Origin of the sequence: Georgfuchsia toluolica, assembly GCF_907163265.1 — a bacterium.
Taxonomy (GTDB): Bacteria; Pseudomonadota; Gammaproteobacteria; order Burkholderiales; family Rhodocyclaceae; genus Georgfuchsia; species Georgfuchsia toluolica.
Window position 1 is genome coordinate 2,265,702 of record NZ_CAJQUM010000001.1, and the last position, 18,734, is coordinate 2,284,435.

The window sequence follows — 18,734 nt, forward strand, 5'->3', positions numbered from 1 at the left end:
AAAGGCTGGGCCGCTATAATGCGGCCTTCGCCAAGGGTTACTGCTGACAGACACCCTGATTCGTCACTGCCTTGCACCCCATGCCTGCCAACTCTCCTACCGACCTCAAAGCGCACATTGCGCAACTGCTGCACACTGCACTCTCCGGTGTGGCGCCCACTGCTGCTGCGACTGAAATCCTGATCGAGCGCCCCAAGCAGGCCAGCCATGGCGATTTCGCCAGCAACCTGGCCATGCAGCTCGCCCGCGCTCTGCGGGCCAATCCGCGCGAGATCGCGCAAAAGCTGCTCGCCGCGCTGCCGGTATCGCTACTGATCGAGAAGGCCGAGATTGCCGGTGCGGGCTTCATCAACTTCACGCTCTCGCATGCGGCGCGCACCGCAGTGATCGCCGAAGTGCTGGCGCAAGGCGCGGATTTCGGCCGTATCAAGCTGGGTTCGGGATGCAAAGTGCAAGTGGAATTCGTCTCGGCCAACCCCACCGGCCCGCTGCATGTCGGCCATGGCCGCGGCGCGGCCTATGGCGCCAGCCTCGCCGCCGTACTCGACTTCGCCGGTTATGCGGTGACGCGCGAGTACTACGTCAATGACGCAGGGCGGCAGATGGATATCCTCGCCGTGTCGACCTGGCTGCGCTATCTCGAACTGCACGACATCACGATTCCCTTCCCGCCCAATGCCTATCAGGGCGATTATGTGAGAAGCATGGCGCTCGGTATCAAGCAGGAGGACGGCGCCAGGCATGTGCGTGCCACCGAGGCGGTGCTCTCCGATGTGCCGTCCATCGAGAGCGATATCGAAGAGCGCCTCGACGGTCTTATCGCCGCCGGCAAGCGCCTGCTCGGCACGGGCTGGCAGCGCATCCATCAGTACGCGCTGAATGAACAACTGGAAGACTGCAAGCAGGATCTGGCTGCCTTCGGCGTCAACTTCGAGGTCTGGTATTCAGAGAATTCTCTGTACACCTCTGGCGCCGTGCAGCGCATCGTCGAGCGTCTCGAACAGCAGGGTCACATTTACGTCAAGGAAGGCGCCAAGTGGTTCCGCTCCACCGCCTTCGGCGATGAAAAGGATCGCGTCGTGCAGCGCGACAACGGTCTCTACACCTACTTTGCTTCGGACATCGCCTACCATCTGGAAAAATTCGAGCGCGGCTTCGACAAGGTGATCGACATCTGGGGTGCCGACCACCACGGTTACATCCCGCGCGTGAAGGGCGCCTTGACGGCGCTCGGCCTCGATGCCAACAAGCTCGACGTGACGCTGGTGCAGTTCGTCAGCCTCTACCGCAATGGCGAGAAGGCTTCGATGTCGACACGCGCCGGCGAGTACGTCACCCTGCGCGCCTTGCGCGAGGAAGTCGGCAACGACGCCTGCCGTTTCTTCTACATGCTGCGCAAATCCGATCTTGCGCTTGATTTCGATCTCGACCTCGCCACCTCGCAGTCGAACGACAATCCGGTGTACTACGTGCAGTACGCCCACGCCCGCATCTGCTCGGTGCTGGTGCAAGCGAAGGCAGGGTTGGCAACGGCGGTGGCCGAACTGGCGCATGCCAACCCGGCATTGCTGACTCATCCGCTCGAATTGGCGTTATGCGCACAGTTGCGCGAATTCCCCGCGGTCATCGAAGCCGCCGCGCGCGACTATGCGCCGCATGGCGTCGCTTTCTATCTCAGAGAACTGGCGGCCGGCTTCCATGGCTGGTATAACGCGGAACGTCTGCTGGTCGAAAATGTCTCGCTTCAGCGGTCCCGTCTTGCTCTGGCACAGGCGGTAAAACAGACGCTGGCAAACGGCTTGAAACTTCTTGGCGTATCGGCACCGGAGTCAATGTAATGAACAATGCATCAGGCAGGCATGGCGCAGGTGGGGGCAGCAAATTACTGCTGGGCGGTTTCATCGGCCTCGTCATCGGCGTATTGATCGCCTTCGGCGTCGTGCTCTACCTTAACAAGGCGCCGTTGCCCTTTCAGGAAAAAAATGGCCGGCCGGAGCAGGACCAGACCGTTCGCAAGGGACAGGAAGCGCTACCTCTGCCGGGCAAGCCCGGCGATGCCCCGGTCGAAAAACCGCGCTTCGAGTTCTACAAGATCCTGCCCGGCACGCAGGAAGCGGCGCCGGGCAACAATGCGACAAATCCGCCGCCGGTCGATGACCAGACATCGGGCCAGGCCCAGGTGCCGATGGAACTGTTCTATTTGCAGGTCGGCGCTTTCCAGAAAGCCACCGATGCCGACAACCTCAAGGCCAAGCTGGCGTTGATCGGTGTCGAGGCCAGCGTGCAGGATGTTGCCGTGCCGGACAAGGGCACGCTGCATCGCGTGCGTACCGGTCCCTATGCCACGCCTAACGAAATGAATCAGGTACGCACGCTGATGGCGCAGAACGGCGTGCAGGCCACACTGATCAAAGTGAAGGAAGCCGGCACCCCGGCACCGTCCACCGAATCCAAGCCGGGCAAACCCTAGGAGAATGAACTCATGCGTATCGTGAAAACCTTGTTCGCCATTATCGGTTTTCTTGTTTTTCTGGCCGCCGCCAATGCCGCACCCCTGCAGAAAGGCGAGCACTACGATCTCCTCAGCCCGCCGCAACCGACCGATGTGGCGCCGGGCAAGATCGAAGTCCTCGAATTCTTCTCCTACACCTGCCCGCACTGCTATCACCTGGAACCGTCCATCAATCCCTGGATCAAGAAGCTGCCCAAGGACGTGGGCTTCATTCACGTACCGTTTGCGGGCGGCCAGTGGGCGCCCTCCGCCAAACTGTTCTACACGCTCGACGTGATGGAAGTTGAAGACAAGCTGCGCGGCGACGTCTTCGCATCTATTCACGGCGACAAGTCGCTCAACGCAAGCAATGACACTGCAATCCAGGCTTGGGCGGCGAAGAAAGGGCTCGACGCGAAGAAGTTCAGCGACATCTACAAGTCCTTCGCCATCCAGGCCAAGGTACAGCGCGCCCTGCAGCTCGCGGCCTCGCACAAGATCGAGGGCGTGCCGACCATTGTGGTCGACGGCCGCTACGTCGTGCTGAAGAACACCATCCAGAGCTATGACGATCTGCTCGCGCTGACCGATCAGATCATCGACATGGCTCGCGCCAACAAAAAATAGCCGGCGCTGATGCGCGTTTTCATCACCGGTGCCTCATCGGGAATCGGTGCGGCGCTGGCGCGCGCTTATGCGGCGCGCGGCGCCACGCTGGCATTGGCCGCACGGCGTGAAGGCGCGTTGCGCGAGCTGGCGGCAACCCTGCCGGTACAAAGCTTCATCTACCCGCTCGATGTCGCCAATGCCGAGGCTTTGCAGGCCGCCGCGAACGATTTCATCTCCCGCGCCGGCTTGCCCGATATCGTGATCGCCAACGCCGGCGTCTCGGCCGGTACGCTGACCGAAAAAAGCGGCGATCTCAAGGCCTTCGAGCGCATCTTCGCCACTAATGTCATGGGCATGGTCAACACCTTCGCGCCGTTCGCCGCCGCCATGCGTCAGCGCGGCGGCGGCTGGCTGGTGGGCATCGCCTCGGTAGCGGGTGTGCGCGGTCTGCCCGGCGCGGGAGCCTATTCGGCATCGAAGGCGGCGGCTTTTGCCTATCTGGAATCTTTGCGCGTCGAAATGCGTGATAGTGGTGTCAAGGTCGTCACCATCGCGCCGGGCTATATCGCAACGCCGATGACGGCGGCCAACGATTACCCGATGCCTTTTTTACTCGATGCCGACGCAGCAGCGCGCTGCATGCTGCGCGCCATCGACCGGGGTGCCCGCCGCGCCGTGATGCCGTGGCAGATGGGCGTTGTCGCCACCCTGATGCGCCTGCTGCCGGATGCGATCTACGACCGGCTCGCCGCGCGCGCGGGGCGCAAACCTAGAGGGCTACGACTCTAACGCACATGGTCGCCAGCACCACCCCTGATGGTGATAATGCGCAAAGGCAAATTGAACACACCACCCCCATCCCCGCCCCGAGGCGGGGCTACCAATCAGCTCGCTACGCTCGATACCACAAGGCACTCCGTCGCCGATTTCTCACGCTAAGCCGGCCAAGCCACCGGGTTTAACCTGAAAACCTCATTTGAACCACGGCGACACGGCGGGCACAGCGGAAGCTCAAAAGCTTGCCAATGGACTTCGTTTCACCCGCTGGGTGAGGCGCCGCATGCTTGCCATGCCTTGTGTTTTCGCCGTGTCGCCGCGTTCGCCGCGGTGAACTGCTTTTTCTAGGTTTAATGAAGGCCGGCGATGTAATCGGCCACCGCCTTGATTTCGGCATCCGTCATCTTGATCGCGACAAGTCGCATCATCTTGTTCGGATCGTTGCTGCGTTCGCCGGAACGGAAGGTCTTCAGTTGTGTTTCGATGTAGTCCGCATGCTGGCCGCCAATGCGCGGATATTGCGCCGGAACGCCGGCGCCGGCGGGGCCGTGGCAACCGGCACAGGCGGGCAGACCCTTGCTCAGATCGCCGCTGCGATAAAGCTTCTGGCCGAATTCCACGGTTTCCCCGTTTTTGGCCTGGCCCCCCTTCTGGGTTTGCGAGGCGAACCATGCGGCGACATTGCGCATGTCATCATCCGTGGCGAGCGTCATCACCATGCCGCCCATCACCGCATTGGGACGTTCGGCGGGCTTGCCATCGACCGACCTGAAATTCTTTAACTGCTTGTAGAGATATTCGGCGCTTTGTCCGGCGAGTTTCGGATTGGTGGAAATGCTGCTATTGCCATCGGCATTATGACAGGTAGCGCAAACACCGCTGGCAATTTGCTGGCCTTTGACCAGGTCCGCCTTGGGTGTCAATTGTGCCGCCTTGGCAGGTTCATTGGCCTGTGCCAACGTGCCCGTGAACAGGATCAACGGCAACAGCAGGAAATGCTTCGACCTCATGGGAGTTCCTCGCTTTGCAAGTGGGAGAGCGGCTGCGGAGACTTATTATTCTATACTGGCGGCCCTGTTTCCCACGCGCTTGTCTGCTTACAGCGTATTCGCCACATTGGTCGGCACTTCCATGTCCTTGTTCCGCCATGCAGAGTTCGAAATTTCGGTCGCCAGCCCCGCCGGCCTGCCGCCGCCGTTTGCGCCCGAAATCGCCTTTGCGGGGCGCTCGAATGCCGGCAAATCCTCGGCCATCAACACCCTGGTCGGTCATACGCGACTGGCCTTCGTGTCGAAGACGCCGGGGCGGACGCAGTTGATCAATGTTTTTCGCATGAAGAATGGCGCGGCCCTGGTGGATTTGCCTGGTTACGGCTATGCCGACGTGCCGGAAAAGGTGCGGCGCCAGTGGGGCGAGTTGCTGGAGAACTATCTGACGCGGCGCCCAAATCTGTCCGGGCTGGTGCTGATCATGGACGCGCGGCGGCCGTTTACTCCGCTGGACCGGCAGATGGTCGGCTGGTTTGCGCCGACTGGCAAGCCGATCCATTGCCTGTTGACCAAGGCCGACAAGCTGACGCGGCAGGAACAGGCCAAAACCTTGAGCGCCGCAAAAGTAGAGGCAGCAAGGCTTGGCGACAAGATAACCCTGCAGTTGTTTTCCAGCCTGAAAAAAACAGGAATGGACGAGGCGGAAGCGGCGATTGGTACGTGGCTGGACCAAAATCCACGAGCGTAGCGAGCCGAGATAAGAGATAAGGAAGGGCTTGTTTTTTGCGCAAGCGCAAAAAACAAGCCCCTGGTTAAAAGGGAGGAAACCAGGGGCAAGGCCTTAACTCTTGATCAAGGCGCCCGCTCAGGGAGGTTAGCGGGAGATGGCGAGAACGTCATCTGCTCTATGAGATTGGAACCACGTAAAATAGTTCCACAGTTTCGTAATAAATCTCACAATACACCATGAATACAACAGGGACATTCCCCTCCATCAGGATGCGGCGCATGCGCCGCGACGAGTTTTCACGCCGCATGATGCGCGAGACCGTGTTGACGCCGGCTGATTTTATTTATCCGGTATTCGTGCTCGAAGGCGCGGCGAGGAGTGAGCCGGTGGCATCGATGCCGGGCGTTGAGCGCTTCTCGCTGGACCGGTTGTTGCCGGTCGCCGAGCGCACTCTCAAACTCGGGGTTCCCGCGCTGGCCCTGTTCCCGGTAATCGATAGCGCAAAAAAATCGCTGGATGCTGCGGAAGCCTGGAATCCGGACGGGCTGGTGCCGACCGTGGTGGCGCGCCTGAAAAAGGAATTCCCCGAACTCGGCGTGATTACCGACGTGGCGCTCGACCCCTATACCAGCCACGGGCAGGACGGGCTGATTGATGCCAGCGGCTACGTGCTCAACGACGAGACCATCGAGGCGCTGACGAAACAGGCGCTCTGTCATGCTGCGGCAGGCGTCGATGTGGTGGCGCCCTCGGACATGATGGATGGCCGCATCGGCAACATCCGTGCGGCGCTCGATGCCAGGCGCCATATCCACACGCGCATCCTGGCCTACTCGGCCAAGTACGCCTCGAGTTTCTACGGCCCGTTCCGCGATGCCCTGGGTTCCGCCGCGAATCTGGGCAAGGGCGACAAGCGCACTTACCAGATGGATCCGGGCAATTCCGACGAAGCCCTGCGCGAAGTGGCGCTAGACCTGCAGGAAGGCGCCGACATGGTGATGATCAAGCCCGGCCTGCCTTACCTCGATATCGTGCGTCGGGTGAAGGATGAATTCGGCGCGCCGACCTATGTCTATCAGGTCAGCGGCGAATATGCGATGCTGCAGGCCGCCTTCGCCAATGGCTGGCTCGAGCGCGATGCCTGCCTGCTCGAAGCGCTATTGTCCTGCAAGCGCGCCGGCGCCGACGGCATCCTGACTTACTTCGCCCTTGAGGCCGCAGAGTTATTGAATAAAAGCGGCAAGAACAGTTAAGGTTTCTGGTTTTCAGCGCTGCAGCAATAACCAGTGCTGAGTCCACTGGTCCATGGGGTCGTTCTTGAAACCGCTCTTGACGAAGCGGTGCCAGCGGCCGATGACATAGTCCACCAGTATCGCTGCATGCGCGCCGACATCATGTTCGGCCGGCAGCCTGCCTTGCGTCACGGCTATGCGCAGACTTTGCTTCAGTGTGGCTTCAATGCGGTCAGTGACCTGGTTGATGCGCACTTGCAGGCGCGGGTTTTCATGCACCAGCGCGTCGCCGATCAATACCCGTGTCAAACCGCGATTTTTTTGTGCAAAGCGCAGCGTGGTGGCCACCATCAATTCAACTTGGCGCAGGCCAGATTCCTCGTCGACGCCGATCTGGTTCAGCACCGAGAAAATGCCGCTTTCGATGAACTCGATGAGGCCCTCGTACATCTGCGCCTTGCTGGCGAAGTGGCGGTAAAGTGCGGCTTCCGAGACAACGAGCTTGGCCGCCAGGAGCGCCGTGGTGACTTTTTCTCCGGCCGGATTCTCCAGCATCGCGGCGATGGTTTGCAGTATCTGGAGCTTGCGCTCGCCCGGTTTTGCAGCCATTTGTCTCCCCCCTTAATGCTTATGCAATAATTATTGCACCCCTGCGGATGATAAAACGCAAAGGCAAATTGAATGCCCCCACCCGTCCCCGCCCCAGGGCGGGACTACTGATTAGCTCGCTGCACTCGATTACAACAAATCACTTCGTTATTACATTTTTTTACGCTAATGCTGGCGCTTATTTGGATTTGATCAAAGTGCCGACCCCTTCGTCGGTCAGAATCTCCAGCAGCAGCGCATGTTCGACGCGGCCGTCGATGATATGCACACTTTTCACGCCACTGCGCGCTGCGTCGAGTGCAGAGCCGATCTTCGGCAGCATGCCACCGGACAGCGTCCCGTCGGCCACCATGTCGTCGATTTGTCTTGGTGTGATGCCAGTGAGCAGCTTTCCCTCCTTATCCAGCACACCTGGGGTGTTGGTAAGCAGCACCAGCTTCTCGGCCCTGAGAACTTCGGCAATCTTGCCGGCCACGACATCAGCATTAATGTTGTAGGTTTCGTTATCCTCGCCGACACCGATCGGGGCAATGACGGGAATGAAGGCACCGCTGTCGAGCAGGGCGATCAGCGCTGGATCGATGGCGACGATATCGCCGACCTGCCCCAAATCAACCGTCTGCCCCGGCTTTTCCTGGCTCGGCATCAGCAGTTTTTGGGCGCGAATGAAATTGCCGTCTTTGCCGGTGAGGCCGACGGCCTTGCCGCCGTGCTGATTGATGAGATTGACGATCTCCTTGTTGACCTGGCCGCCGAGCACCATTTCAACCACGGTCATGGTCTCGGCGTCGGTGACGCGCATGCCCTGGATGAAATGGCCTGTCTTGCCGACGCGTTTCAACATGTCGTCGATTTGCGGCCCGCCGCCGTGCACCACCACCGGGTTCATGCCAACCAGCTTGAGGAGCACAACATCGCGAGCGAAGCTCTGCTTGAGCTTCTCATCCGTCATGGCATTGCCGCCGTATTTGACGACGATGGTCCTGCCGTGGAAACGCTTGATGTAGGGCAGCGCCTCGGCGAGGATCGCGGCCTTGTCCTGCGGCAGAATCTTTGCTGTCATGGCGGGATGGCGGGCTTCTTGAGCGAACGAAGCCCGCATTTTATCCGCGCCGGCAGGAAAAGGGCGCGCGCCGGGTTTGCGTACCCGGCGCGCGCCATTGATGACGATTGCTTACTGAATCGTGATGCGCCTGGCTTGTACGGCGGTCTTCTTCGGCAGCGTCAGTTCCAGCACGCCATTGTTGTACCTGGCGACGGTCTGGTTTTCGTCGATTTCCTGCGCCAACTGGAAGCTGCGCGATACCTTGCCAAAGTAGCGCTCTGTGCGCAGGACGCGCTCGCCTTCCTTGATTTCCTTCTCCTGCTTGCGCTCGGCGGAGATCGCCACCACGGCGCCGTCGATGTCGACGTGGATATCTTCTTTGTTCACGCCCGGCAATTCGGCATGCACCTCGTAGGCATTGTCGTTTTCCTTCACATCAACGCGCAGTTCCGGCGCTTCACGGCCCTGGCCGAAATCCACGGGGCGAACAAAAAATCCGCGGAACAGTTCGTCAAACGGATCGTAACGTTTTGTCAGATTGCTCATGTGCTTCTCCTTGTATCGGGTTTGGTTAATCAGTTGCGGTGTATTTGCCGCGCAATAGATAAATCGGGATGTTTCCCTGGTTTTCAAGTGCCTGCGTTCCTTGCGGTTGCTGACATTTGCATTCACAATCTTTGCCATGTCTTCCGAAATACATGAAAACAGCCGCTGCCCGAAGTGCGGCGCCGAATTCCGCTGCGGTGCAAAATCGGGCGAGAAGACCTGCTGGTGTATGGCACAACCGGTATTGGCTGATGCAGATACCGATGCAAGAGACTGCTACTGTCCGCAATGCCTCAAGGAGTTGTTGGCCTCAAAGGGAATATGAGCGGCAACATGAGGATCGCGTCGCGGTTGGTCCATGAAAAACATTCTGCCGCAGCTTCACGGAACGGTAACCAACGATAGGCAAGATGCTCATCGGGTGCCAGTCGTATCGGCATCACCGCTGGCACGCAGAGGCTGAAAACGTTCTCCCGGTTATGGGTGACATCGGGCGCGAAGCGCTCCGGCGAAAGCGAGATGCGGAAGTTGTTGACGACATTCCATGCCACGAACTCGCTCGCGGATGCATCGATACCGGTTTCCTCATGTACCTCGCGTTGCGCCGTGTCGAGCAGGACTTCGCCTTCTTCAATGCTGCCCGTCACCGACTGCCAGAAGCCGGGGTGTTTGGCGCGCTCCAGCAACAGCACGTCAAGCGCGGGAGTATGAATCACCACGAGCACGGAGACCGGTATTTTGTATTTCATACCGGGATTGCCGTGTTGCTCAGGATTTGCCGACTTCTACTTGCGTTTCCACCTTCTGCCGCAGGCGGATATGCAATTCGCGCAACTGCTTCTCATCGACCGGCGACGGTGCATCGGTGAGCAGGCATTGCGCGCGCTGGGTCTTGGGGAAGGCGATCACGTCGCGAATCGACTCGGCACCCGTCATCATGGTAACGATGCGATCGAGGCCGAAGGCGAGGCCGCCGTGCGGTGGTGCGCCGTACTTGAGCGCATCGAGCAGGAAGCCGAACTTGAGCCGGGCCTCCTCGGCGCCGATGCCGAGGGCGCGGAACACCTTGCTCTGCACTTCTTCGCGGTGGATACGCACCGAGCCGCCGCCGATTTCCGAGCCGTTGAGGGCCAGGTCGTAGGCCTTGGCCAGACACCTGCCCGGATCGGTTGCGAGGAAATCCTCATGGCCGGCCTTGGGCGCGGTGAAGGGATGGTGGCAGGCATTCCAGCGCTTGCCCTCCTCGTCGTACTCGAACATCGGGAAATCCACCACCCAGAGCGGCTCCCATGCCTTGCCATTGAGATAACCCTTTTCGTGGCCAAGCTTGATGCGCAGCGCGCCGATGGCGTCATTGACGATCTTGGTCTTGTCGGCGCCGAAGAAAATCAGGTCGCCGGATTGCGCGCCGGTGCGCTCGACGATGGCCTTCAGCGCTGCGGCATGCAGGTTCTTGACGATGGGCGATTGCAGGCCTTCCTCGTTGAGCTTCGATGCATCGTTGACCTTGATATAAGCCAGGCCCTTGGCGCCGTAGATTTTGACGAATTCGGCGTAGCCGTCGATCTCGCTGCGGGTCAGGCTGGCGCCGTTCGGAATACGCAGTGCGGCGACGCGACCACCGGAGCTGGCGGGACCGCTGAATACCTTGAAGGCGACGTCGGCCACGGCATCGGTGACATCGACCAGTTCCAGCGTTACGCGCAGATCGGGCTTGTCTGAACCATAACGCTGCATGGCTTCAGCATAGCTCATGCGCGGAAAGGGATTCGGCAGTTCGACGGCGAGTGTTTCCTCGAATACCGTGCGGATCATCGCCTCCATCAGGGCCATGATCTGCTGCTCATCCATGAACGAGGTTTCGATATCGACCTGGGTGAATTCGGGCTGGCGGTCGGCGCGCAGGTCTTCGTCGCGGAAACACTTGACGATCTGGTAGTAGCGATCGAAACCGGCCACCATCAGCAACTGCTTGAATAGTTGCGGCGATTGCGGCAAGGCGAAGAACTGCCCCGGCTGTACGCGCGACGGCACCAGATAGTCGCGCGCACCTTCGGGCGTGCTCTTGGTCAGCATCGGTGTCTCGATGTCAATGAAGCCGTTGGCGTCGAGAAAGCGGCGGAACGCCATCGTGGTGCGATAACGCAGCATCAGGTTCTTCTGCATCTGCGGACGGCGCAGATCGATGACGCGATGGGTCAGGCGCACGTTCTCGGACAGATTGTCATCGTCGAGCGAGAACGGCGGCGTGACGGCGGGATTCAGTATCTCCAGTTCGTGGCAAAGGATTTCGATTTCACCCGAAGCCAGATTGGCATTCACGGTGCCGGCCGGGCGGTGGCGCACCTTGCCGGTGACGCGCAGGACAAACTCGTTGCGCACGCTTTCGGCCAGCGCGAACATTTCCGCGCGATCCGGATCGCAGACAACCTGCGCCAGGCCTGCGCGGTCGCGCAGGTCGATGAAAATGACGCCGCCATGGTCGCGGCGGCGATGGGCCCAGCCGCAGAGGGTGACGGTTTGATCGATCAGGCTGGCATTGAGCTGGCCGCAGTAGTGAGTACGCATATTGATTCCATGGGATGAAAAAGGCGCCGGCGATGCCGGTGCCGGGGCTATTCGTTCTGGGCGTGAGTGGCAGGATGTAGCGCGGTTGGGGCGACGACTCCCATGGAGATGATGTATTTAAGGGCGCTGTCGACACTCATGTCGAGTTCTATCGTGTCGCGTTTGCGCACGAAAAAGAAAAAGCCGTTGACCGGGCTGGGCGCAGTCGGAATGAAGACCCCGACCATTTCATCCGCGCACGCGGCTGAGACTTCGCTGACCGGGATATTGGTCTGGAAAGCGATCGACCAGGCTTCGGGGTGCGGATAACGCACCAGCAGCACTTTGCGCAAGCCAACGCCGCTATTGCCCAGTAGCGTGTCGCTCACCTGCTTGACGCTGTGATAAACCGATTTGACGACCGGGATGCGCGATAGCAGGCTTTCCCAGAACAGCAGAAAACGCTGCCCGACAATGTTGGTCGCGACAACGCCGCTGACGAGGACCACGAGCAGCGTCAGCACGACGCCGATTCCGGGCAGGTAGAAACCCATCAGGTGCTCGGGACGCGACGCTTCCGGCAACAGCAGCAGCGATTGATCCATGGTGCGGATGATCGTGGCGAGTACCCACAGGGTGATCACCAGCGGCACCCAAATCAGCAGCCCGGTAATGAAATATTTTTTCAGGGCCAAAGCTTTCTAGCCAGGGCTTGTCAACTGCACGATGAGGGGCAGGCGCCAGTGCCGCCTTGACAAGGAGGTACTGCAGCATCGGGCTTGGATTGTGCCGCCGGTTTGCTACCGCCCTTGAAGTCGGTTGCGTACCAGCCGCTGCCCTTGAGCTGGAAACCAGCGGCGGTCACTTGCTTTGCAAAGCTGTCGACATGGCATTCGGGACAGGTATTGAGCGGCGCATCACTCAATTTTTGCAGAACGTCTTTTTCGAAACCGCATGCTGTGCAGCGATATGCGTAAATAGGCATGATTGTTGCCCCCAAATAAAGGTCGGATTATAACGTAAGGGCCTGCGGCAAAAGGCACCGTAGGGCAACCTGGATGGGGGTGAGACGGCGCTTTTTCAACCCCGCAGCACGCTGCCCAGATAGACTTGTGTCAGCGGTTTGCCCCAGAACAGGGCAATGACGCCGGCGGCGGCGAGATAAGGTCCGAACGGAATCGGCACATTGCGGCCGTGGCGCGCCACCACGATCAAGGCAATGCCGACCAGCGCGCCGACCAGGGACGAAAGCAATATCGTCAACGGCAGCACCTGCCAGCCGACCCAGGCGCCGATAGCGGCGAGCAGCTTGAAGTCACCGTAGCCCATTCCCTCCTTGCCGGTTAACAGCTTGAAGCCCCAATAGACCGACCACAGCGAGAGATAGCCGGCAATGACGCCAACCACCGCGCTGGCGAGGTTTGTGTAAGTGCCCCACAAATTGAACAGCAGGCCGGCCCAAAGCAGGGGCAGCGTCAGGTCGTCGGGCAGCAGTTGGGTATCGAAGTCGATGAAGCTCAGGGCGATGGCGACGGCGCAGAAAAACATCGCTCCCAGCGTCGCGGCGGAATAACCTAAGCGCCATGCGGCGAGACCGAATAGCGCGGCGGTCAATAGTTCCACCAGTGGGTAACGCAGGCTGATGGACGCTTTGCACTCGCGACAGCGGCCCTTGAGGAACAGGTAGCTGAGGACGGGAATGTTCTCGATTGCCGAAATCGCATGGCCGCAATGCGGGCAACGCGAGCGCGGCGCAGCCAGCGTGAACTTTTCGGCGTTGGGCAGCGTTTCGCCGCGCAACTCGGCGCATTGGCACTGCCAGTCTCGTTCCATCATTTTCGGCAGGCGATGGATCACGACATTCAGAAAACTGCCCACAATCAAGCCAAACACGGCTGAAAGAATGATCAAGCTGAATGGATCCTGAAGAACAGTGAGCATCGAAGCAGTTTCAGTGGAGGCTAACATGCGAAGCATGTTATGCCGGAACCAAAGCTACCGATCGGTAGCCCCAGCAGCGAAGCGAATGCGACGAGCAGTACAGGTTCCGGCGCACCGCCGGCCGCGGAAACCATTGCCATCTATCAACCGCCGACGACGGAACCGAGCTTGAAGATCGGCAGATACATGGCGATGACGATGCCGCCGATAACCACGCCCAGGATGGCCATAATCATGGGTTCCATCAGCGCAGTGAGGTTCTCGACCGCATCGTCAACCTCGGCCTCGAAGAAATCGGCCACCTTGCCCAGCATACTGTCCAGGGCGCCGGATTCTTCGCCGATGGCGACCATCTGCAATACCATGCTCGGAAACACGTTTGAGTTCTGCATTGCTGCAACAAGCGTATTGCCGGTACTGATCTCGTTCTGGATCTGCTTGGTGGCTACTTTATAGACATAGTTGCCCGCCGCGCCGCCAACCGACTCCAGCGACTCCACCAGCGGGACACCCGCCGCAAACATGGTTGCCAGCGTCCGGGTCCAACGCGCAATGATGGCTTTTTGCAGGAGAGGGCCGAACAAGGGGAGTTTGAGTACCATTCGGTCCATGGCGATCTGGACCGCCAGCGACCTTTTCTTGACGTAGATGAAACCGAAAATGGCGCCGCCAATACCGCCGAACACCGCCCACCAGTAAGCGACGAAAAACTCCGACATGGCGATGACCACCAGGGTCGGTCCCGGGAGGTCGGCGCCGAAACTGGAGAACACGCTCTTGAATTGCGGCACCACGAAAATCATGATGATGGCGGTCACAATGAAAGCTACCGTCAGAATCGTGATCGGATAGCTCATCGCTCCCTTGATTTTCTTTTTCAGCGCAAGGGACTTTTCCTTGTAGGTGGCAAGACGATCGAGCAGGGACTCCAGTATCCCGGCCTGTTCCCCCGCTCCGACCAGATTGCAGTAGAGCGCGTCGAAGTAAAGCGGGTGCTTGCGGAAAGCCGAGTTCAGGTTCGAGCCGGTTTCGATATCCGTCTTGATCTCGATCAGCAGGCGGGTTACGGCGGCGTTGCTGGATCCCTTGGCGACGATATCGAAAGATTGCAGCAAAGGTACGCCGGCCTTCATCATGGTGGCCAGTTGGCGCGTGAATAGAACAATGTCCTTCTCCTCGACCTTGCCGCCGCTTCGCGCCGACTGCTTCTTGATCTTGGTAACAATAAATCCCTGGCGGCGCAGGGTAGTCTGGACAGCCACTTCGCCCGTCGCCCGCATTTCACCGCCAATGGCCTTCCCGGAGCGGTCCTTGCCCTTCCAAGAGTAGATAAATTCTTTTTGCGCGGTTTTTTTCGCAGCGGCCATTGAGACTTCTCCCTAATCGAACCCCATGTATGCAGCCAGCCGCCCATACGCGGGAAACCGATTTTCCATCCTTGATGATGCCCGGCCGGTGCGGCTTTGTAAAGCCCGGCCTATGACGGAATCCTCACTGGTTTTCACTATTTTGGCCTGCTGAGCCGGACAATTTTTACCGCCTTGTCCTGAGTTTGCACTACTTCCATGACAACACCACCGATTTTGGCGCTAATGCCTGCTTCGGGAATATCCTGAAAATACTCAAGGATGAGCCCATTCAGGGTCTTCGGCCCTTCCAGCGGCAAATCCAGGCCCAAAGAGCGATTCAGCTCGCGCAGAGGTTTGCCGCCTTCAACCAGAACGGTATTGTCTGTTTGCCAGCGCAACTCGTTGTCGACCCCCGGCAGGCCGGTGGTGAATTTGCCGATGATTTCCTCGATGATGTCTTCCAGAGTGATGAGGCCCTGGATTTCGCCGTATTCGTCCACCACCAACCCCAGTCGCTGGCGATTTTCCTGGAAGAACTGGAGCTGGGAGTAGATATGCGTGCCGGCTGGAATGAAGTAGGGATCGGTTAGTTGCTGTCGCAGGGTGTCGTGATTCCACTCGCCGCCCAGTACATGCGACAGCAGCCGGCGTTGGTGCAAGATGCCAATAACATTACCAGGATCGCCGTCATATACCGGCAAGTTGGTGTGATAGCTGGTGGCAAGCTGCTGGCGAATATCCTCCAGCGATGCTTGCAGGTCGATGGCTTCAACGCTGCCGCGCGGCTGCATGATGTCTTCAACTGTGATGTCTTCGAGATCAAACAGATTGAGCAGGATGGCGCGGTGCTGACTGGGAATGCCATGCACTGATTCAAGCACCAGGATGCGCAGTTCCTCGGTCGACAGGCGCAGTTCCTGGTGGCCCGGCTTGGGCTGCAGGTGCAGCAATTTAAGGAGTCCGGTAACCAGCAGATTCACGGTCCAGATCAGCGGATAGGCAATGCGCAGCATGGGCGCCAGAATGAAACTGATGCGCTGCGTCAGCCAATCGGGATGCGTTGCGCCGATCACCTTCGGCGTGATTTCGGAAAATATCAGCAGGCAGAAGGTGATGAATACTGCACCGGCTTCAAGCGCCCATTTTTCCTCGCCGAACAGGGTGAGCGCGATATGGCCGGTGACCATCGCGGCGACGGCATTTACAAGAGTGTTGCCGAGCAGGATGACACCGAGCAGTTTGTCGGTGGTCCCCAGCAGCTTTACCGCCAATGCCGCGCCGGCGTTGCCTTCTCTGGCGAGATGGCGCAGGCGATGACGGTTCGAGGCCATCATGGCCGTTTCGGCCATGGAGAAAAAACCGGAGCAGACCAGCAGTACAGCCAGCGTCCAAAACTGCGCAGAAAGCGGGATGTCCTCCATCCCTAAGCCGGCCGAGCCGGAATCCAACAGGGCTGCCTTCGATCATGCACTTGGTCTCTTGGCCGGAAAAGCGAATTGAAGGCCCACCCCACCCATCCGCCCCTCAAGGGGCGGCTACTGATTGGCTCGCTTCGCTCGATATTCTTCGCCAATTCTGCCAAGACTTGAGTGGTAAGAGACTAGGATCCGTGCCACTCAGCCACTACGGCCGAGAATGACTTCGAGCACGAAACGGCTGCCCACATACGCCAGCAAGAGTACGGCAAAGCCGGTCAGCGTCCAGCGCAACGCGACGCGCCCGCGCCAGCCGCGCAAATGCCGGCCAAACAGGAGTCCGGCAAAAATCAGCCAGGACAGGATGCCGAATACGGTTTTGTGGTTAAAGGTAATCGGTTTGCCAAACAAGGTATCGGAGAATGCGATACCCGAAATCAGGGTTAGCGAGAGCAGGGCAAACGCAATATGGATCACCCGGAACAGCAGGGCTTCCATGGACAGCAAAGGCGGCAGACCGGAGAGCAGGGGCGAGAGCCGGCCGCGATGCAGATTTTTTTCCACGGCCGACATCAGCAGCGCATGCAGGGCGGCCAGCGTGAACAGGCTGTAGGCCAGCATGGCGATGAGGAAGTGCAAGCGAAAAATCGTGGAGCCGGCATTGACGAGTACATGATGCTCGGGTACCAGGCTCGGCAACAATGCGGCCACCGCGGCGGCGGGAAGGCCGATGATCAGCAATCCCTCCATGCGCGTATAGAAGCTCTCGATCCAGTAAAGCGCAATGGCCAGCCAGAGCATGAAGGAAAGCGCAATAGCGTAGCCGAAGTGCATCACGTCGCCGTCAATGATGTCATAGCGCAGCGTGATGCCATGAATGACGAGCGCCGCCAGCAGCAGAGTCTGTTCAAGCCCCCCCAATCCATTCGCGACGGAGCGGGAGGCCTGCGGGCCGTGCCAGCGGGTTTGCCACAAGCGGGCCGACAATGCGGCATAGAGGAATGCCGCCAAGAGTTGCATTAAAATTCCGGACATGGACGAAGTTTAACGCAACCCCGCCATATCCTCACGTCCACCTCATTTCGGCACACCACTCATGCTCGACAATCTTACCCAGCGCCTCGGCAAAGTCGTCAAAACCCTGCGCGGCCAGGCCCGGCTTTCCGAAGACAATATTACCGACATGCTGCGCGAAGTGCGCATGGCGCTGCTGGAGGCCGACGTCGCGCTGCCGGTGGTCAAGGACTTCATCGCCGGGGTAAAGGAAAAAGCAGTCGGTCAGGAAGTCATCGGCTCGCTTACGCCGGGCCAGGCCCTGGTCGGCGTGGTGCATCGCGAATTGACCGAATTGATGGGCGGCCAGTCGGTCGGGCTCAATTTCGCCACGCAGCCGCCCGCGATCATGCTCATGGCCGGCCTGCAAGGCGCGGGCAAGACCACCACCACGGCCAAGCTCGGCAAGTGGCTCAAGGAACGGCAAAAGAAAAAAGTGCTGACGGTGAGTTGCGACGTCTATCGTCCCGCCGCCATCGAACAGCTGAAGACCGTCGCCGCGCAGGCTGGCATCGATTTCTTTCCATCCACGGGCGAGCAGAAACCGTCCGCCATTGCCGCTGCCGCGCTCGATTACGCGAAGAAGCATTACTACGATGTGCTCTTCGTCGATACCGCCGGACGGCTGGCGATCGATGCAGTGATGATGGCCGAGATACGCGAACTGCATGCGCAACTGAAGCCGATCGAAACCCTGTTCGTGGTCGATGCCATGCTCGGCCAGGACGCCGTGAATACGGCCAAGGCCTTCGCCGATGCCCTGCCCCTGACCGGCGTCATCCTCACCAAGCTCGACGGCGATTCGCGCGGCGGCGCCGCACTGTCGGTGCGCCATGTCACCGGCAAACCGCTCAAGTTCGCCGGCGTCGGCGAGAAACTCAACGGCCTCGAAGAGTTTCATCCCGAACGCATGGCCTCGCGCATCCTCGGCATGGGCGACATCCTCGGCCTGGTCGAAGATGCGCAGCGCGGCATCGACCAGGACAAGGCCAAGGATTTCGCAAAGAAGATGAAGTCCGGCAAGGGCTTCGATCTCAATGATTTCAAGGAACAGATCGGGCAGATGCGCAAGATGGGCGGTGTTGCTTCGCTGCTCGACAAGCTGCCGGCGCAGTTCGCCCAGGCTGCGCAGCAGGCGGGCGGAGCGGTGGAAGACAAATCCATTCGCCGCATCGAAGGCATCATCAATTCGATGACGCCGACGGAACGCAGCAAGCCCGAACTCATCAAGGCCTCGCGCAAGCGCCGCATCGCCACCGGCGCCGGAGTGCAGGTACAGGAAGTGAATCGCCTGCTGAATCAGTTCGAACAGACGCAGAAGATGATGAAGCAGTTCTCCAAGGGTGGCATGGCGAAGATGATGCGAGGCATGAAGGGGATGATGCCGGGGATGCGGTGAAT

At 59.5% G+C, this 18,734-nt stretch carries 20 protein-coding genes; 8 read left to right on the forward strand and 12 right to left on the reverse strand.

What is annotated here, in order from left to right:
- Positions 1–80: 80 nt before the first annotated feature.
- The 4 genes from argS to K5E80_RS10670 are packed head-to-tail and all read left to right on the forward strand — an operon-like array spanning position 81 to position 3,889.
- Complete coding sequence (gene argS, locus K5E80_RS10655; RefSeq protein ID WP_220636131.1) at positions 81–1,838, forward strand: arginine--tRNA ligase; 1,758 nt, start codon at positions 81–83, stop codon at positions 1,836–1,838.
- The gene (locus tag K5E80_RS10660) at positions 1,838–2,470 is read left to right on the forward strand and encodes an SPOR domain-containing protein (RefSeq protein WP_220636132.1); all 633 of its coding nucleotides are present in this window, start codon (positions 1,838–1,840) and stop codon (positions 2,468–2,470) included. Before argS ends, K5E80_RS10660 begins: the two co-directional genes overlap by 1 nt.
- Positions 2,471–2,482: 12 nt before the next feature.
- On the forward strand, positions 2,483–3,118 hold the full coding sequence (locus tag K5E80_RS10665) for a thiol:disulfide interchange protein DsbA/DsbL (RefSeq protein WP_220636133.1): 636 nt from the start codon (positions 2,483–2,485) through the stop codon (positions 3,116–3,118).
- A gap of 9 nt (positions 3,119–3,127) precedes the next feature.
- On the forward strand, positions 3,128–3,889 hold the full coding sequence (locus K5E80_RS10670; protein ID WP_220636134.1) for an SDR family oxidoreductase: 762 nt from the start codon (positions 3,128–3,130) through the stop codon (positions 3,887–3,889).
- A gap of 338 nt (positions 3,890–4,227) precedes the next feature.
- On the opposite strand, the gene K5E80_RS10675 is transcribed toward K5E80_RS10670, so the two are convergent.
- Entirely contained in the window at positions 4,228–4,887 is a 660-nt protein-coding gene (locus K5E80_RS10675) for a c-type cytochrome (protein WP_220636135.1), read from the reverse strand.
- Between the two features lie 121 nt (positions 4,888–5,008).
- Between K5E80_RS10675 and yihA the strand changes: the two genes are divergently transcribed.
- Positions 5,009–5,614, forward strand: a complete 606-nt coding sequence (gene yihA / locus K5E80_RS10680; protein WP_220636136.1) for a ribosome biogenesis GTP-binding protein YihA/YsxC — start codon at positions 5,009–5,011, stop codon at positions 5,612–5,614.
- A 218-nt stretch (positions 5,615–5,832) separates the two neighbouring features.
- Complete coding sequence (gene hemB, locus K5E80_RS10685; RefSeq protein ID WP_281420240.1) at positions 5,833–6,849, forward strand: porphobilinogen synthase; 1,017 nt, start codon at positions 5,833–5,835, stop codon at positions 6,847–6,849.
- Between the two features lie 12 nt (positions 6,850–6,861).
- Here hemB and slmA read toward each other — a convergent pair whose 3' ends face one another.
- The 3 genes from slmA to K5E80_RS10700 all read right to left on the reverse strand — a co-directional run bounded on the left by slmA (position 6,862) and on the right by K5E80_RS10700 (position 9,028).
- Positions 6,862–7,437 (reverse strand): nucleoid occlusion factor SlmA, encoded by a 576-nt coding sequence (slmA, locus tag K5E80_RS10690; RefSeq protein WP_220636137.1) that lies wholly within the window; start codon positions 7,435–7,437, stop codon positions 6,862–6,864.
- A 178-nt stretch (positions 7,438–7,615) separates the two neighbouring features.
- On the reverse strand, positions 7,616–8,500 hold the full coding sequence (argB, locus tag K5E80_RS10695; protein WP_220636138.1) for an acetylglutamate kinase: 885 nt from the start codon (positions 8,498–8,500) through the stop codon (positions 7,616–7,618).
- Positions 8,501–8,611: 111 nt separating this feature from the next.
- Positions 8,612–9,028: an Hsp20/alpha crystallin family protein gene (locus K5E80_RS10700; protein WP_220636139.1), complete on the reverse strand. Its 417-nt coding sequence runs from the start codon at positions 9,026–9,028 to the stop codon at positions 8,612–8,614.
- A gap of 136 nt (positions 9,029–9,164) precedes the next feature.
- Here K5E80_RS10700 and K5E80_RS17200 point away from each other — a divergent pair, with 136 nt between their 5' ends.
- Positions 9,165–9,353: a cysteine-rich CWC family protein gene (locus K5E80_RS17200; RefSeq protein ID WP_220636140.1), complete on the forward strand. Its 189-nt coding sequence runs from the start codon at positions 9,165–9,167 to the stop codon at positions 9,351–9,353.
- On the opposite strand, the gene nudB is transcribed toward K5E80_RS17200, so the two are convergent.
- From nudB to K5E80_RS10745, 8 genes are all read right to left on the reverse strand, one after another.
- Positions 9,322–9,777 carry a dihydroneopterin triphosphate diphosphatase gene (nudB, locus tag K5E80_RS10710; RefSeq protein WP_220636141.1) on the reverse strand — a complete coding sequence of 152 codons (456 nt, stop codon included), beginning with the start codon at positions 9,775–9,777 and terminating at the stop codon, positions 9,322–9,324. The two genes, K5E80_RS17200 and nudB, sit on opposite strands and share 32 nt — an antisense overlap.
- A 19-nt stretch (positions 9,778–9,796) precedes the next feature.
- Entirely contained in the window at positions 9,797–11,596 is a 1,800-nt protein-coding gene (aspS, locus tag K5E80_RS10715; RefSeq protein ID WP_220636142.1) for an aspartate--tRNA ligase, read from the reverse strand.
- A gap of 47 nt (positions 11,597–11,643) precedes the next feature.
- Entirely contained in the window at positions 11,644–12,264 is a 621-nt protein-coding gene (locus K5E80_RS10720) for a DUF502 domain-containing protein (protein ID WP_220637303.1), read from the reverse strand.
- A gap of 26 nt (positions 12,265–12,290) precedes the next feature.
- Positions 12,291–12,560, reverse strand: coding sequence for an FmdB family zinc ribbon protein (locus K5E80_RS10725; protein WP_220636143.1), 270 nt, complete (start codon positions 12,558–12,560; stop codon positions 12,291–12,293).
- Positions 12,561–12,655: 95 nt separating this feature from the next.
- Positions 12,656–13,516, reverse strand: a complete 861-nt coding sequence (locus tag K5E80_RS10730; RefSeq protein WP_220636144.1) for a prepilin peptidase — start codon at positions 13,514–13,516, stop codon at positions 12,656–12,658.
- A 143-nt stretch (positions 13,517–13,659) separates the two neighbouring features.
- A complete protein-coding gene (locus K5E80_RS10735) occupies positions 13,660–14,883 on the reverse strand; it encodes a type II secretion system F family protein (protein ID WP_220636145.1) in 1,224 nt (407 codons plus the stop codon).
- A gap of 137 nt (positions 14,884–15,020) precedes the next feature.
- On the reverse strand, positions 15,021–16,313 hold the full coding sequence (locus tag K5E80_RS10740; protein ID WP_343213245.1) for an HlyC/CorC family transporter: 1,293 nt from the start codon (positions 16,311–16,313) through the stop codon (positions 15,021–15,023).
- Positions 16,314–16,481: 168 nt separating this feature from the next.
- Entirely contained in the window at positions 16,482–17,300 is an 819-nt protein-coding gene (locus K5E80_RS10745; RefSeq protein ID WP_246590944.1) for a cytochrome C assembly family protein, read from the reverse strand.
- Between the two features lie 76 nt (positions 17,301–17,376).
- Between K5E80_RS10745 and ffh the strand changes: the two genes are divergently transcribed.
- Positions 17,377–18,732, forward strand: coding sequence for a signal recognition particle protein (gene ffh, locus K5E80_RS10750; RefSeq protein WP_220636147.1), 1,356 nt, complete (start codon positions 17,377–17,379; stop codon positions 18,730–18,732).
- The last annotated feature ends 2 nt before the right edge of the window (positions 18,733–18,734 follow it).

What these genes read in the sequence shown, in the direction of transcription:
- nudB (WP_220636141.1), bottom strand. Translation starts at nt 9,777, where the DNA reads ATGAAATACAAAATACCGGTCTCCGTGCTCGTGGTGATTCATACTCCC.
- K5E80_RS10675 (WP_220636135.1), bottom strand. Translation starts at nt 4,887, where the DNA reads ATGAGGTCGAAGCATTTCCTGCTGTTGCCGTTGATCCTGTTCACGGGC.
- K5E80_RS10725 (WP_220636143.1), bottom strand. Translation starts at nt 12,560, where the DNA reads ATGCCTATTTACGCATATCGCTGCACAGCATGCGGTTTCGAAAAAGAC.
- K5E80_RS10660 (WP_220636132.1), top strand. Translation starts at nt 1,838, where the DNA reads ATGAACAATGCATCAGGCAGGCATGGCGCAGGTGGGGGCAGCAAATTA.
- K5E80_RS10745 (WP_246590944.1), bottom strand. Translation starts at nt 17,300, where the DNA reads ATGCAACTCTTGGCGGCATTCCTCTATGCCGCATTGTCGGCCCGCTTG.
- aspS (WP_220636142.1), bottom strand. Translation starts at nt 11,596, where the DNA reads ATGCGTACTCACTACTGCGGCCAGCTCAATGCCAGCCTGATCGATCAA.
- K5E80_RS17200 (WP_220636140.1), top strand. Translation starts at nt 9,165, where the DNA reads ATGTCTTCCGAAATACATGAAAACAGCCGCTGCCCGAAGTGCGGCGCC.
- hemB (WP_281420240.1), top strand. Translation starts at nt 5,833, where the DNA reads ATGAATACAACAGGGACATTCCCCTCCATCAGGATGCGGCGCATGCGC.
- K5E80_RS10700 (WP_220636139.1), bottom strand. Translation starts at nt 9,028, where the DNA reads ATGAGCAATCTGACAAAACGTTACGATCCGTTTGACGAACTGTTCCGC.
- argS (WP_220636131.1), top strand. Translation starts at nt 81, where the DNA reads ATGCCTGCCAACTCTCCTACCGACCTCAAAGCGCACATTGCGCAACTG.
- K5E80_RS10670 (WP_220636134.1), top strand. Translation starts at nt 3,128, where the DNA reads ATGCGCGTTTTCATCACCGGTGCCTCATCGGGAATCGGTGCGGCGCTG.
- ffh (WP_220636147.1), top strand. Translation starts at nt 17,377, where the DNA reads ATGCTCGACAATCTTACCCAGCGCCTCGGCAAAGTCGTCAAAACCCTG.
- K5E80_RS10730 (WP_220636144.1), bottom strand. Translation starts at nt 13,516, where the DNA reads ATGCTCACTGTTCTTCAGGATCCATTCAGCTTGATCATTCTTTCAGCC.
- yihA (WP_220636136.1), top strand. Translation starts at nt 5,009, where the DNA reads ATGTCCTTGTTCCGCCATGCAGAGTTCGAAATTTCGGTCGCCAGCCCC.
- argB (WP_220636138.1), bottom strand. Translation starts at nt 8,500, where the DNA reads ATGACAGCAAAGATTCTGCCGCAGGACAAGGCCGCGATCCTCGCCGAG.
- K5E80_RS10665 (WP_220636133.1), top strand. Translation starts at nt 2,483, where the DNA reads ATGCGTATCGTGAAAACCTTGTTCGCCATTATCGGTTTTCTTGTTTTT.
- K5E80_RS10735 (WP_220636145.1), bottom strand. Translation starts at nt 14,883, where the DNA reads ATGGCCGCTGCGAAAAAAACCGCGCAAAAAGAATTTATCTACTCTTGG.
- slmA (WP_220636137.1), bottom strand. Translation starts at nt 7,437, where the DNA reads ATGGCTGCAAAACCGGGCGAGCGCAAGCTCCAGATACTGCAAACCATC.